The following is a 15,917-nucleotide window of genomic DNA, read 5'->3' on the forward strand; positions in this document are numbered from 1 at the left end:
CATGAAAAAGCATATTTTATTTTTTCTATCTGCAATAATATTCCTTTCTTCTTGTAGTAAAGAAAACTCAAATTCATCATCTGCAATAGCTCTTTTTCACGAAGAATATTACAGCGTAAATATATTGCCGTCTTTAAACAATTTTAAGGCAGCTATAGAGAAACAAATAACACTTACAGAAGATTTTAAAACCAATACAACGCAAGAAAACTTTACTTTATTACAAACACAATGGGTAAATTGTGCAAGTTCTTTTTCTAAAACGCGTGTGTATAATGTAGTAGATGTAAAGTCTTTGTATTATGATATTATAATTTATAATTTCCCTGTAAATCCAAGTCTTATAGAAAATAATATTTTAGAAAAAACAACTTTTAATACCGATTATATTAGCAATAGCAGTACGGTTTCTAAAGGATTGGCAGCAATGGAATATTTACTTTATAATGAAAATGGCTCAGAAAACAGCCTTACTCTTTTGCAAGAGGATACCTTTAGGGTAAATTATTTATTAGCCATTACAAAAGAAAATTTAAGGCAAATAAACCTATTAATCGATTTTTGGGAACAAGGTTACAAAGACACTTTTAAGAGCTACAAAAGCTTGTCTTGTATAGAAAACGCACGTTGTTTGGCATTTAATCAACTTATAAATATTATAGATATTATTAGAGTTACCAAAATAGGAAAGCCAGCAGGATTAGAAAAAACACCTAATACAGATGTAGAACTTTTAGAAGCATATAGAAGTAAAAGTTCTTTAAAATTGATACAAAGTACTTTAGAGGAAATACAAAATGCCTATGCTTTAAGTAGCGTTAATTTTGCCAATATTGTTGATGAAATATCAGATTCATCAGAAATATCTTCGGAGATAAATAATAGTTTCAATACCGTTTACAATAATATAGATGCTATTGATACCGATTTGTATACGGCTATTCTTAATGGAGATCAAAGTGTAGCAACTTTACATACATCTTTACTAACTTTATTACAATATTTCTCTGTAGACGGAGCAAGTATTTTATCTGTAAATGTTTTACCTACGGATAATGATGGAGATTAAGAACAATCATTCTTTAAAATAAGTAATACAAACTCCATTGTATTTCAACAAAAAAAAAATCAACCTATATGTAAAGTATAGGTTGATTTTTTATATAAATAAGTTACATCAATCTAAGCATCTTAAAACTTAAACTCTAAAGTAACATAGTAGTTTCTTGGTGCAGAAGGTATAATTCCTGGTCCTGGATAACCAGTTGCTCTACGTGTAAAATAACTGTTATCTAAAAGGTTGTTTACACCGGTTTCTATCTTCATAAACTTGTATTTATAAGAAGCAGAAAAATCTAAAATATCATAGGCAGGTATTTCTCCTGTAACTCCGCTAATACTTCCGCCAATTGCATTGGTAGCATCAGAAAATTGACGCGATAAATAAGAGTATTGAATGCTTGCTAAAAAATCTTTATAACCAAACTTCATACCTGTTTTAATATTAACGTTTGGTATAAATTCTACCTCATTCCCTTCTACTCCATTAATATCAGATTCGGTATATTCTGATGTTATAAAAGAAGAATTGATAAAGTAATTTAACACATAATCAGAATCATTTGTAAAAAACTTTTTCAGGTTAAAATCTATCAAACTTTCTACTCCTAAAATTCTTGCATCACCAATATTATCTCTTTCTGCTTTACCATCATCTCTTGTGTAAATATTAATTCTATCGTTATAAAACAAGCCAAAAACATTGGCATCATAAGAAAAGAAGTTTTTATAATTTCCACGAAAACCTGCATCAATTGTAAACCCTTTTTCATCAGAAATATCCGGAGAAATTTCAAAAGCTGGGTTTGCAGTACTAATATCCGAAAAGGTTACAGAACGGTAATTCTGAGAAATATTACCGTAAAATTCTGTTGTTCTATTCAATTTATAACTAGAACCTAAACCTAATAAAACAAAACTTCTTTCGTTGGTTTCTTCTTCATCTCTTAAGTTTTCATTAATTACATTTCCGGCAGCATCTGTTACAATATCCTTTATAATCTCGTCTCTTTTGGTATTAATATATTCTAATCTAAAACCTGGTGTAATCGATAATTTATCGTTTACATAAATAATATTCTCACCAAATAAAGACACATTTAGATTTGGAAATTTACTATCCGATTGTCTTGGATAATCTGGATATTCCTCTAAATACATATTAAAATCTGCATCCGACCCATCAGAACCAGGTCCTTGCATATTGGTGTTGTTTGCTTTATAAAACTTGGTACCAATTAAAAAGGTAGATTTTTTATCGAACAACGTGTAATTACTTACCAAACGCGACTCAAAACCATAGTTTTTAAATGTCCCTTTTATCAAATCTCTTTCCTCACCAGAATCTACCTGACTTACTCTATTGGTTCTAAAACCCAAGGCATCTCTAGAGGCATCTAAACCAAAGAAACTAAAAGAAAAATTGGTGTCATCAGAAAAAGCGTGTTCCCATTTTAAATTGTACAAAAACCATTTTACCTGAAACCAATTACGTTCTCTATTACTCTGTAAAGGATCTTCATTAAACATTTGGTCTGTTAAACCTCCTGCTTGTTGTGCCAAATATTTTAAAACGGTTACCTCTGCAGATAATTTACTTTTATCATTAATTTGATATCCTAAATGTGCAAATACATTGGTAGATTCAAACTCAGAATTGGGTCTAAATCCATCTCCTTTTTTATAGTTGACATACGTGTAATAACTAAATTTACCGTGTGTATCGCTTAAACTGGTAAAGTTAGTGTACAAACCATTACTACCTACCGTATTTCTAAAAACGATTTCTTGATCTTCTGTTGGTTTCTTGGTTACAAAATTTACCAAACCACCAAATTGCGTTCCGTATTGCAAAGAAGCTGCACCACGAATTACTTGTATTTCATCTAATCCTTCGGATGCTGGCGTATAATAACTTTCTGGATATCCTAAAACATCTGCGCTAATATCATATCCATTCTGACGCGTATTAAAATTAGCAGTTCTGTTAGGGTCTAAACCTCTACCACCAATATTTAATTGCAAACCTGCATCATCATTCTGATAAATATTTAAACCTGCAACTTGATTAAAAATCTGACGTGCATTGTTTGTTGATAATGCTGCCGCAGATTGATTTACCAAAACTACTTCTGTTTTTTTACCTGCAAAAATCGAGGTTCCTTCTACATCTTTTAATCTTTTTAGCTCAAAAACCTTACGTTTTCTTGCCTTTATCTCTATTTCTGATAATTCTTCTGAAAACGAGTTTAAGACAATTTTTACATCAACGTAATTATCAGATTTTAAAACGATTCTTTCTACTTTAAAATTATCAGTATAAAAAACCAATGAAATTGTTTCTGCATCAATAGAAAATAAAAATTTACCTAAAGCGTCTGTTTCTGCTAATAATCCGCCAGATTCATTATAAATCTGTACTTTTTTTAAGGACTTGTTCTCTTCAGAAACTACGGTTCCAGAAACTTTATATTGACTATAAATGGCTGTTTGCAATAAGGTAAGAATGATAAAAATGATTCTAAATTTCATATATTTAAATTCCTTTAATTTTTATTTTTGACGAAAATGGAACAATCCAATCTTTGTGTTTAAAGTTTTCTTTTTGTTGATATAAATCTACTTTTGGGTTTACATATCTTGTACTTAACCTTCCGTTTAAAGCCACGTAACTATCTGCAAAAATAGCAATATTTTTATGGCCCTGACTTTTAAAGTGATTTCCTAAATAATGCGCATATTCTAAGATAAAATCTGGCTGATAACTCATTTGCTTTTCTTGAAACGTGGTTAAAAAATCTTTATTGTCAACCATAAAAGAACTACCTGTTTTAGTGTTTACAACTCTAAAGTTTGTAAACCCTGCTTTTTCCATTAACATAACGCGCCAAGAAAAACGGTAGCCTTCTTCTGTCCAAAATAATTCTCCTGGATATAATAACGATCTAAAAGGCAATAACAATTGTATAACAACAAACACACTTAAAATGGGTAATGCTATTTTTCTTTTGGTTGATGAAAATGTATAGTTTTGGTGGATAATTAAAGGTTTTTTCGATACTCTTTTTTGTCTCTTTAAATCATTAGAACTAACATTTAAAATATATTTTTTTATAAAATCTATTATTTTCTGATGAAACGATGCTTCAAAGAAAATAAGCGTAGAAACAATCATAATAAAAGGAAACATACCAATTGGGAACAAAACTCTTGTAAAAACATGAAAAAAGACCACAATTACAAAAGCAAAAACTCGTGTTCTTTTATATAACAGTAAAAACGGAATACTTAAATCGTACAACATACCAGACCAAGCCATTGCAAAATGAAACCAATCTTGTTGCATTAAAGTGTTTCCTATTAAAGGAAGATCGTACTTAGAAGGTAACCATATTTTTAAAGGCATTGCTCTAAACAACCAATCTGAATTTAATTTTGCCAAACCTGCATAAAAATAAACAACACCTAAAAGGACTTTAATAATATCTATAGTCCATTTTGGAATGTTTAGGTACTTCTTTTTAGCCCGTAAATTATCAACAGAAAAAACCGCACTTGCGGGTAAAAAAATAAGCACAAAACTAATAACACTTATAAAGTAATAATGATTTAAGTACGTGGTTTTATCCATAAATTCTATATAACCAAAAGATAGAAAAAAGATAATAATTGCCATTCTGTACTTATAACCAAACGCTACAAATAAGGCAGATAAACCACAAATAATAAACAATAAGTAGGTGTAATTGCCAATAGGTTTTATCCAGCTAAGTCCGTAATAAGAAAAATGAAATTTTGGTGTTAAGTACAGTTTTTCTATCCATCCGTTTGCCCAAAAACGTACGATACTTGCAAACATCATTAAACCAAAAAACAAACGAAAAACAGCTAAAGGAGCTGCATTTGTTTGTTCTTTAAAATTGTACTTTAAAAATTTCATCAAAATAAAAAAACCTGAGTACTTATTTTATCAATAAATACTCGGGTTTATGTTAGTTTATATTATAGGTATTAATCTCCATCTGCATCAATATAATCTACACTAATATTAAAAGTTTGTAACATATCTGCTTTTAAATGTTGTACTACATCTTGTAACCTATCAAAAGATAATGTTACCTGTGTTTTGTCAGTCATTATTTGCTCGTAAAAATTGGCATTTAATGTATTAATCTGCGTCTTAGCAATTGCTAATTTATCAATAATAGCTGTAGAAACATCTGCTCTATCAAGCTCTAATAAATAATCATTAAAACTTAGTCCTTTTGTAGTAGCATTGTAATGTTTACCTTCAAAGAAGTTTATTGCACCATTTAAAGCTTCTAATGCCAATTCTTTAGAATAGATTCTACTATAAAAACCTTCTACTTTTTCTGGTAAAGGTTGATTGTTATTACCAGAAAAACTACCTCCTGGTATTCCAAATTTATTTGTTCTTAATCCTTTTTCAAAGTAAAAAACGTAATCATTTACCAACTTATTTCCTGGGCTTGTTGCTGTATTAGAAACACCTACAACAAACTCGTTTCTATAAGAAGCCCAATCTGTAACAACTTGTGCTGTTAAAGTGCTCATTTGGTTTAAAACGTCTGTTATATAATTTTGATAACCAACAGCATTTGCATCTGTAGTATATTTTGCAAGAATAGCAGTATCTGTATCTGCAACACCGTATAATAAATAATCTAATGCTGGGAAACCTTGTGCATCGTGGTTGTTAGCGCTATCTAAATCGTAGCTTCCGTTAGAAATATTGTTTTCTACATCTGCAACCGTTAAAGGATAAATATTCATAAAAAAAGAATATTGTAATTCTTCTGCTTTACCAATATTAAACATTTCTACTTGTTGCCAAGTGGTATATGCTGCTAACCAAGATGTTCTTAAGGCATCTAAATTTGTTTGGTCTGGAGTGGTAGTAAATGTTTCTCCTGCCGTTTTTAATGTTGCTAATTTAGTACTAAAATCATTATAAGCAGGTACAATAATATTATCTGCAAAATTAGTTAACATTGCTGCTCTATCAAAACTATCTACTGCTACTTCTTCTCCTTCACCAGAAGAACTACAAGAAGCTAAAAGAGCTATTGATATAAAAAGGATACAAAAATTTTTAATCATCTTATTTTTATTAAATCTAAATATAAAGCAAAAATAGTAAAAAGCATTTAAACAAATACTTTTTACTATTCTTAAAACTAAACAAGTAAGGTGTTAACTAGCTGCTTGTAAAACTGTAAAATTGAATTTTGCTGCGATTGTTTCTGATATCTCCTCTAAAGTAGCTTCAGTAACATCCCAAAAACCATTACCAGATTGTAGTGCATTTAAAATAGTATCTACTTCTGTTGCTGATAAATAAGGTTCTGTAGAGTTTGGTTGTCTTGTAAACTGTAAGCTATAAATAAAACCAACTGCTTCTGATAATGCATGAAAAGCAGATGCATCATCTACACTTAAAGAATTTTTACCTTGTTGTAAATAGTAAATACCTCTTACAGCAATTACTTCAGAAATTTTTTCTTTAATAATTTCTGCTTGGTTATCTCTTGTAGTATAATCTTTATTTACAATTGCTGCTCTACCTGTAGTAAATGCATTGTAAATATCGTCTGCAATACCTGCAAAGTCAGCATCGTCATTTACTCTACTTAAATATTCGTTTAAAAAACTATCGTTATTTAAAACTGGAGAAGTAGCATCTGGCTCTAAAGCGTATAAATAACCAAAAGCTTCATCCCATTTATGCTCCATAGTGGTGTAGTTATTATCACCATCTAAAGTTTCATTATCGTTATCTGTTCTGTTAGAAGCTTCATCTAAAACAGCAGTACTTAAATAATTGTTTAAAATTTGATCTGCAACTAAAGCTCCAATAAGACCTTTATTAATTGCTTGGTTATATTCTAACCCTTTTGCATTAATATATCTTACAGATCCACCACCTGCTTGTTGTATTTGTCCCGCAACACCTGCAGATGCATCTACAGACCAACTAGGAAAAACCTCATCTACTTGCGCAGAAATCCAAGAATCAAACTGTTCTTTTATAACAGCAGCACCTGTTGAGTTTGCAGAGAAAAAATCTGAAGAAGCAGCTGTTTTACTTCTAATACTTTTATCTGACGCATTTAAATTAGCATCTGTAAAATCTGCATCTCCTTCTGAATGTGCAAATTTACCTGTTAAAGAAGCTAAAGTTTCTGTAGGTACTTTTAAAGCATCTAATAACTCTTCTCCCATTTGAATTCTAGTAGTTTGACCACCATAACTTACTGTTGATGTTCCGTTTCTAGAGAAACTATAATTTGAAGGTGAAACCGTTGGGTTATCATCATCACTACTACAAGAGATTAATGTTGCTACGACTGCTAACGATAATATTACTTTTTTCATTTTTATTTAGATTAATTACAAATAATTAAATAATTCTCGTCAAATATAAAATTGATTTTTACATTGGCAAAGTTTATTTAGATTTAATTTAAATAAAAACAAGGTTTAACATATCTTTAAAAATTAGATGGTTTTTAAATAAGCAACCACAGATTTTCTAATATCTACAGCCAATTCTTTATCATTTGGACTATAGACAGAAAGCACTTCTTTACTTTCCGCAGATAAAAAAGGAATATCAAACCCTTTTAATAAATAATCAGAAAAGGCAACGGTATAGGTTTTATTGATATCTAACTCTAGGTTTTTAATCATCCACTTTTCACCTACTTTTTCGGCATTATAGCGTTGTAAATAAGCGCCGTTTCCTGCAGCCAAAACACCATAATCTAACACTCTTTTTAATAATCTTCCTTTAATTTCTACTTTTAAAACAGCTCCTCCGTAAGGCAATACTCTAAAAATATCTACTGCTGTAATATGACCACTTAATTGATCATCTATTCTTATAGAACCACCATTAACCAACGCACAATCTACCTCATCTTTATACCCAAAAGACATCGCTTTTGTAATCAGTACACCTAAATTAGTTTGTGTACTTCTAATTGGAGTATCTCTGCCATCTAAAGGAATTTTAGCTTCAAAAATAACTTCTGCTGGATTTGCAATTACTTCCTTAATTTTTGCAGTTAAAATGGTTTGCCAGTTGTTTACAATTTCGGCTATATTTTTATCCGATTTTATCGTTGCATTAATTTCTTTTAATTCAGATTTTACACTCGTTTTATTTGTTTTCTTATCATAAGAAATTCTATGTACATATACTGTTTTTGCATTAGCGTCTGCTTTAGCAATACGTACGTTTCCTATTGTATCGTAAGAATTGGTATGCTCATGACCGCCCATTATTAATGGTAAATCTGGTATTAACCCTGCTATTCTTTTATCATTATTAATTTTAACATGTGTTAAGCCAAAAACAACATCTACAGAATCTTTTATAGCTGCATACGATGCTCTTGCTTTTACAAACATATTACCATATTCTACAAAATCTTTTGGATTAGACGGAATGCAAACACTTATAAAACCTACTTTTATTTTGGTGCCATCTTCATCAGAAAGTTCTTTTATAAATGTTTCCCCAACATGTTCTTTATGACCGTTAATTTCTTTGTAAAAAGGAATTGCTGCTTCTTTTGTTTTTAGCTTTACATTGGCTGAAATCCAAGGAAAATTACTTTCATTTAATCTTTTTTGAAGATCTACTAGCGGAATATCAAACTCATGGTTCCCAAATGCCACCAAATCGAAATTCATAGCATTCATTACCTCCACCATTTGTTTTCCTCGCACTCTTTCTCCATCAACTTTTACGGTACCGATTAAAGACGGATTTAAAAAATCTCCAGCCATAAAAAGCATGGTATTTTTATTTTCGGCTAACAATTCTTTATGCACCGTTTCCACTCTTGCCATTCCACCATATTCTCCTCCTTGAATTGGAGCAATTTCATAAACATCATTCAATTGTAGGAAAGTAAAGTCTATTTTCTGATCGTCTTTAGAACAAGATGCTAAAAAGATGATTGATAAAAAGTATAAAAGTGATTTTGTGAATTTCATTTTGATTCAGTTATAATTTGTAATGAAAGATAGCAATAACCTTTCTACTGCACTCAAGGTGACATTTTAAAATTTGACAAAACATTGAGATAAACGAACTCTGGTTACTCTAAATAAAAGTCTCTAAAGCCTTGTTATAAGCACTTTCAAAACTCATTGGTTTTAAATTAATATCTGCTTTTTGGGCTGTAAAATAACTCAATAATTTTTCTGTCGGCATATTGCCAGTCAATTCTTCTTTTGCCATTGGGCAACCACCATAGCCCTTAATAGCTCCATCAAATCGATTGCAACCAGCCTTAAAAGCCGCATCTACTTTTTCGTGCCATTTGTCTGGGGTTGTGTGTAAATGTGCACCAAATTCTATAGTTGGATATTGCGGTATTAAATTCTTAAATAAATAATCTATTACTTCTGGCGTAGAAGTCCCCACAGTATCTGAAAGCGATAATATTTTAACACCCATTTTAGACAATTTTTCTGTCCACTCACCTACTATTTCTACATTCCAAGGATCTCCATACGGATTACCAAAGCCCATCGATAAATATGCAACGACTTCTTTATTCGTCTTGTCTGCAATGTTTAAAATTTCATCTAACGTTTCTATAGATTCTTGTATTGTTTTATGCGTATTACGCATTTGAAAGTTTTCTGATATTGAAAAAGGATATCCTAAATAATTGATTTCTTCAAATACAGAAGCATCATTAGCACCCCTAACATTGGCAATTATTGCCAACAATTTACTTTGAGTTCTAGACAAATCTAATTTTGATAAAACTGCGGCAGTATCTCGCATCTGCGGAATTGCTTTTGGTGAAACAAAGCTGCCAAAATCAATAGTATCAAAACCCACTTTTAATAATGAGTTTATATACAATGCTTTTTGTTCTGTAGAAATAAAATGACTTTTTATTCCTTGCATCGCATCACGAGGACACTCTATGATTTTTACTTTTTTCATCAATATCAAAGATAGATATTCTATTGAAGTGGCAAAACATTTTTTAATTGATTATTACATGATTTTTGGTACTTTCGCCTTTATATATGAGCAAATCAAAATACATTCTTCCAATAATCATTATTTCTCAATTTTGTTGCACCTCTTTGTGGTTTGCAAGCAATGGAGTAATGACAGATTTAATCACTAGTTTTAACTTAGATGAAATTGCGTTAAGTTATTTAACCTCTTCTGTGCAATTTGGCTTTATTATAGGAACTTTGTTATTTGCTTTATTTACTATTGCAGACAGATTTTCGCCATCTAAAGTGTTTTTTGTATGTGCTGTTTTAGGCGCTTTTTTTAATTTGAGACTTGTTTTTGAAAATCAAACTTTTTTAACCTTAATAGGTATGCGGTTTTTAACCGGATTTTTCCTAGCAGGAATTTATCCTGTAGGGATGAAAATTGCTACAGATTATTATAACAAAGGCTTAGGTAAATCTTTAGGATATTTAGTTGGAGCTTTGGTTTTAGGCACTGCTTTACCACATTTATTGAAAGATTTAATGCAAGGATATTCATGGAAAACAATTATCATTTCCATCTCTACCTTAGCAGCTTTCGGCGGATTATTAATGTTGCTTTTTGTACCTAATGGACCTTATAGAACTGCCGGAAAAAAGCTAGATATTACCATCTGTTTTTCAATATTTAAAAACACAAAGTTTAGAAAAGCTGCTTTTGGTTATTTCGGACACATGTGGGAACTTTATACCTTTTGGACTTTTGTCCCGATTCTTTTAAAAATATATGAAAATTTGCATTCAGATGTTTCTTTTAATATTCCTTTACTATCCTTTTTTATTATAGCAATAGGAAGTTTGTCTTGTGTAGTAGCAGGTTATTTATCCGAGAAATTTGGCACTAAAAATATCGCTTATTTAGCTTTGCTTTTCTCTTGTATCTGTTGCCTTATTTCTCCGTTGATATTTCAATTATCTAATGAAAATCTTTTTATTGCTTTTTTACTCTTCTGGGGAATGGTGGTTGTTGCAGATTCTCCGTTATTTTCTACTTTAGTGGCACAAAATGTAGCATCAGAAAACAAAGGAACCGCATTAACCATTGTTAATTGTATTGGCTTTACCATTACTATTGTTAGCATTCAATTGATAAGTAGCTATACAGAAACTACGGATTCTAACCTTATTTATCTGCTACTGGCAATTGGTCCTATTTTGGGTTTACTTACTTATTCGAGAAAAAAAGTTATTTCGTAATCTTAAAAACATCTCGATACAATTTTTCGAAAGCAACATCGATCGATGTACCAATTCTATATTAAATTTAGTAACGCAAGATGTCTGGTTGAGCGCAGTCGAAACCTAATTTAAAATTCAAATAATTCTCGACTGCGCTCGAATAGATAAAAGAGAATTTTATAACTTCTAATCAATAAAAAAGGACAGTAAAACTAATTACTATCCTTATATTCTTATTCTACTCTACTAAAGTTCAAACTGATCAATTTAGTGCGATCACTGTAATGTGATTTCTTCCTTTGGTCGAAATGACAAATAATTCACTAAACCTTAGTCAAAACCCAAAGTTGTACTTCTTCTAGAGCAGACTCTTTTTTGTTTCGTTTTGTTTTATCAACCGTAGGTTTTATGGTTTTCTTTAAACATTTTTCTAGTTTAAAACGAATCCCTTTTGCCAATTCTTTTTCTATCGGATTTTCTTTAGTTAGCTTTTTTATTTGTGCTGCATTAGAAAATAAAATTACTATTTTTCCATCTTCAGACAATCTGTTATTTGCTTCTGCAAAAAACTTAGAAAATAAGTTTTTATTATAATAAACAGCTTCATCTATATTTTCTTCACTAGAAATGGCAGGTAACCAAGGTGGATTAAAAACAATTAATTCAGTTTCTTTTTCCCATTTACCAAAAAGGTTTCCGTAATCTAATTCTATTTTACGGGACAATTTGGTCTCGCCCATAAATTCTTTTAAACCTAAAATTGCATTTGGGTTTGTATCTGTACCAAATACTTTCTGAAAACCATGTTGCACCATTTGAAATGCCAAAACACCACTACCAATTCCAACATCTATAGCAGATTTCTTAGGTCCTTCGTAACGTTTTAACCAATTATCAAACAACGTTAAATGATCGAATCGAGTTGGAAAATATGTACCTAAATAAGGGTGTACTTTATTTCTTAAAACAGGTACTTTAACTCCTTTGTTATATTTTTGCCAAGCACTGTTTAGTCTTTGAACTTCTGGAAACGTTAATAAAAAATTATTTTTGTTTGCAAACATTTTAGCAAACCAACCAATTTTTGGAGCTTTATCTACAACCAATTTTTGATTTTTAATTTGTAATAATATTTGATTAGAAAGCTTATGGTATTCTGCACGAAATGCATGTTGCTCTTTAATTGTTTTGTTTGGCAAACGGATTTTTAAATGTTTTTGCAACTCTTTTAAAAGCAACATTCCGTTGCTATAAAACTCTGTAATTAAAACAGATTGCCCTTCCCTCATCGCATAAAGCGTTTCTCTTACATCTGTATTACTATCGAATTTTATTAAATCATCACCTGGGTGAATTGGTGTTGGTTTGTTTATTTTTAGCGCTGAACTCATTTATTTATGTTGTATTATATAGAATTGCAAATTATTAATGTTTGCAATTCTTGGTATTAAAAATAGTATTAGAAATAGAATTTAGCAACAATCTGTATTCAAATCTTTGCTAAATAATATTTTGCAAAGATACTTTTTAAAACCTAGTATAAATACGATTCATAGAAATAGCGTAGATTAATAAATATCACATTTTTCGCCATATAAATTATCAGTATTATTAGTGCTTTTTTATAGAATCCATAAAAATAAACAAAGAAGTTTTTTGATATAGAAATAATGAGTTTTTTATTCAGATATTTGTGTACCGAATTCTTATTTACAAAACAAAATGATTCAAAATACTGTTTTAGAACAACTTCATAACTCACTTTCTGGTGATGTTCTTTTTGATAATTTACATAAAACTTTATACGCAACTGATGCTTCTGTTTACAGGAAAATTCCATTAGCGGTTGCTTTTCCAAAGGATGAAAAAGACTTAAAAACCTTAATTGCCTTTGCAACTAAAAACAATATTACTTTAATCCCAAGAACTGCAGGAACTTCTTTAGCGGGACAATGTGTTGGTGATGGCCTTGTAGTAGATGTTTCTAAGCATTTTACCAATATTATTTCTTTTGATGAAAAAGCAAAGACAATTACACTACAACCAGGTATTGTTAGAGATTCTTTAAACGTATATTTAAAACCTTTTGGTTTGTTTTTTGGACCAAATACATCTACTTCTAACAGATGTATGATAGGTGGAATGGTTGGTAACAACTCTTCTGGAAGTACCTCTATAAAATACGGAGTTACAATAGATAAAGTATTAGAAATCGATGCGATTTTAAGTGATGGAAGCACTGCTGTATTTAAAGAAATTAGCTCTGCAGATTTCATCAAAAAAACAAAAGAAAAAACCCAAGAAGGTCAGATTTATAAAACTCTTTTTGACGAACTTTCTTTAACTGAAAATCAACTAGAAATAAATAATGAATTCCCTAAAGAAAGTATTCATAGAAGATGTACGGGATATGCGGTTGACGTGTTGTTAAGATCAGATTTATTTGGAGGAACTTCTCCAACTATAAATGTTGCAAAATTGCTATCTGGAAGTGAAGGAACCTTGGCTTTTTCTACGGCAATCACCTTGCAATTAGATCTGCTTCCTCCTACTCAAAGTATTATGGTTTGTACGCATTTTAAAACCATAAACGAAAGTTTAAAAGCTACAGTAGTTGCCATGAATCACAATTTATATAATTGTGAATTAATGGATAAAACCATATTAGATTGCACCAAAAACAATAGAGAATTAGCTAAAAGTCGTTTCTTTTTACAAGGAGATCCCGGAGCTATTTTAATGCTAGAAGTATCTTCTAATTCCATTGAAGAAACAGAAATTTTAGCAGATAAATTAATTGCTGATTTAGAGAAAAATAATTTCGGTTATCACCACCCAAAAGTATACGGAGCAGATATTGCTAAAGTGCATTATTTACGTAAAGCAGGTTTAGGTGCTTTGGGTAATATTATTGGCGATAATAAAGCGGTAGCTTGTATAGAAGACACTGCAGTTGCTTTAGAAGATTTGCCAAATTATATTGAGGAATTCACTCAAATTATGGCTAAATACCAACAAAATGCGGTCTATTATGCCCATGCTGGAGCTGGTGAATTGCATTTACGTCCGATTCTAAATTTAAAGAAAAAGGAAGATGTTGTTTTATTTAGAAAAATCACAACCGAAACGGCTGAGTTGGTTAAAAAATATAAAGGTTCTTTTTCTGGTGAACATGGAGATGGAATTGTGCGTGCAGAATTTATTCCGTTAATGATTGGTGATAAAAATTACCAATTATTAAGAAGAATTAAAAAAGCATTTGACCCGAATAATGTTTTTAACCAAGGAAAAATAACGGATGCTTTTGCTATGGATGAAAGTCTTAGATATGAAGTTGATAGAATTGAACCAGAGATTAAAACCATTCAAGACTTTTCTGATAACGAAGGAATTCTAAAACTCGCAGAAAAATGTAATGGTACTGGAGATTGTAGAAAACCTGTAGAAGCTGGCGGAACCATGTGCCCTAGTTATAGAGCTACTAAAGATGAAAAAGACACTACAAGAGCAAGAGCAAATACGCTACGTGAATTTTTAACAAACTCAGACCAAGCAAATAAATTTAATCATAAAGAATTAAAACAAGTTTTCGATCTTTGTTTAAGCTGTAAAGCCTGTGCATCAGAATGCCCAAGTAATGTGGATATTGCAACAATGAAAGCCGAGTTTTTATATCAATATCAAGAAGCTAACGGATATTCTTTTAGAAATAAAATGTTTGCTAATAATGCAAAATACAATAAACTAGGAAGTGCATTTCCTTCAATCACCAACTTTTTCACAAACTCTACACTTGCTAAAAAAGTTTTAGGAGTTGCTGTAGAACGTTCTGTACCTAAATTAGCGAATCAGACTTTAGAAAGCTGGTTAAAGAAACATCACCCAAAAACATCTAAAAAGTCCCTTTATTTATTTAATGATGAATTTACTAATTTTTACGACTCAGAAATTGGACAAGATGCTGTTATTGTATTAGAAAAATTAGGCTACGAAGTAAAAACCGTAAAACATGATGAAAGTGGAAGAAGTCATATTTCTAAAGGATTTTTAAAAGAAGCAAAAGCCATTTGCAATAATAATGTTACTATTTTTAAAGATCTTATTACAAACGAAACTCCTTTAGTAGGAATAGAACCTTCTGCAATTTTAGGTTTTAGAGATGAATATATTCGTTTAGCTGATGATAAAGCATCTGCAGAAAAAATAGCGAAAAATAGTTTTACATTAGAAGAGTTCTTGGCTAAAGAGTTAGAAAAAGGAAGTATTGATACTTCTTTATTTACAAAGGAGTCTAAGACTTTAAAAATACACGGGCATTGTCATCAAAAAGCATTGTCTAGCACACAGGCTAGTTTTCAAATTTTAAATATTCCAGAAAATTATAAAGTAACAATTATTAGTTCTGGTTGTTGTGGAATGGCAGGTTCTTTTGGTTATGAAAAAGAGCACTATAAGGTATCTATGCAAGTTGGTGAAGACACTTTGTTTCCTAAAATTAGAAATTGTAGTTCTGATACTGAAATTGCTGCTGCAGGAACAAGTTGTAGACATCAAATTTTTGATGGAACTAAACGTATTGCAAAACATCCGGTTACGTTGTTAAGAGAAGCGTTGGTTTAATT

10 protein-coding genes are annotated in these 15,917 nt (G+C 30.7%); 3 read left to right on the forward strand and 7 right to left on the reverse strand.

All coding sequences use genetic code 11. The annotated features are described in order from the left end of the window. Position 1: 1 nt before the first annotated feature. Entirely contained in the window at positions 2-1,069 is a 1,068-nt protein-coding gene (locus tag H0I29_RS16810) for an imelysin family protein (RefSeq protein WP_218753526.1), read from the forward strand. Between the two features lie 122 nt (positions 1,070-1,191). On the opposite strand, the gene H0I29_RS16815 is transcribed toward H0I29_RS16810, so the two are convergent. From H0I29_RS16815 to H0I29_RS16840, 6 genes are all read right to left on the reverse strand, one after another. Next, positions 1,192-3,591, reverse strand: a complete 2,400-nt coding sequence (locus tag H0I29_RS16815) for a TonB-dependent receptor plug domain-containing protein (protein ID WP_218753528.1) — start codon at positions 3,589-3,591, stop codon at positions 1,192-1,194. A gap of 4 nt (positions 3,592-3,595) precedes the next feature. Beyond that, a complete protein-coding gene (locus H0I29_RS16820; RefSeq protein WP_218753530.1) occupies positions 3,596-4,999 on the reverse strand; it encodes an HTTM domain-containing protein in 1,404 nt (467 codons plus the stop codon). A 71-nt stretch (positions 5,000-5,070) separates the two neighbouring features. Beyond that, entirely contained in the window at positions 5,071-6,180 is a 1,110-nt protein-coding gene (locus H0I29_RS16825) for an imelysin family protein (protein ID WP_218753532.1), read from the reverse strand. 93 nt (positions 6,181-6,273) lie between these two features. Continuing rightward, entirely contained in the window at positions 6,274-7,455 is a 1,182-nt protein-coding gene (locus tag H0I29_RS16830; protein ID WP_218730679.1) for a DUF4856 domain-containing protein, read from the reverse strand. 123 nt (positions 7,456-7,578) lie between these two features. Next, complete coding sequence (locus H0I29_RS16835) at positions 7,579-9,084, reverse strand: bifunctional UDP-sugar hydrolase/5'-nucleotidase (protein ID WP_218753534.1); 1,506 nt, start codon at positions 9,082-9,084, stop codon at positions 7,579-7,581. 109 nt (positions 9,085-9,193) lie between these two features. Then, positions 9,194-10,051, reverse strand: a complete 858-nt coding sequence (locus tag H0I29_RS16840) for a hydroxymethylglutaryl-CoA lyase (protein WP_218753536.1) — start codon at positions 10,049-10,051, stop codon at positions 9,194-9,196. Positions 10,052-10,137: 86 nt separating this feature from the next. Between H0I29_RS16840 and H0I29_RS16845 the strand changes: the two genes are divergently transcribed. Continuing rightward, positions 10,138-11,313, forward strand: coding sequence for an MFS transporter (locus tag H0I29_RS16845; RefSeq protein ID WP_218730682.1), 1,176 nt, complete (start codon positions 10,138-10,140; stop codon positions 11,311-11,313). A gap of 305 nt (positions 11,314-11,618) precedes the next feature. Here the strand turns inward: H0I29_RS16845 and H0I29_RS16850 are convergent, their stop codons facing one another. After that, entirely contained in the window at positions 11,619-12,686 is a 1,068-nt protein-coding gene (locus H0I29_RS16850; RefSeq protein WP_218753538.1) for a Rossmann-like fold-containing protein, read from the reverse strand. 331 nt (positions 12,687-13,017) lie between these two features. Between H0I29_RS16850 and H0I29_RS16855 the strand changes: the two genes are divergently transcribed. Further along, on the forward strand, positions 13,018-15,915 hold the full coding sequence (locus H0I29_RS16855; RefSeq protein ID WP_218753540.1) for an FAD-binding and (Fe-S)-binding domain-containing protein: 2,898 nt from the start codon (positions 13,018-13,020) through the stop codon (positions 15,913-15,915). Positions 15,916-15,917: the final 2 nt, after the last annotated feature.

The sequence above is a fragment of the Polaribacter sp. R2A056_3_33 genome, from assembly GCF_019278485.1.
Lineage (GTDB): Bacteria > Bacteroidota > Bacteroidia > Flavobacteriales > Flavobacteriaceae > Polaribacter.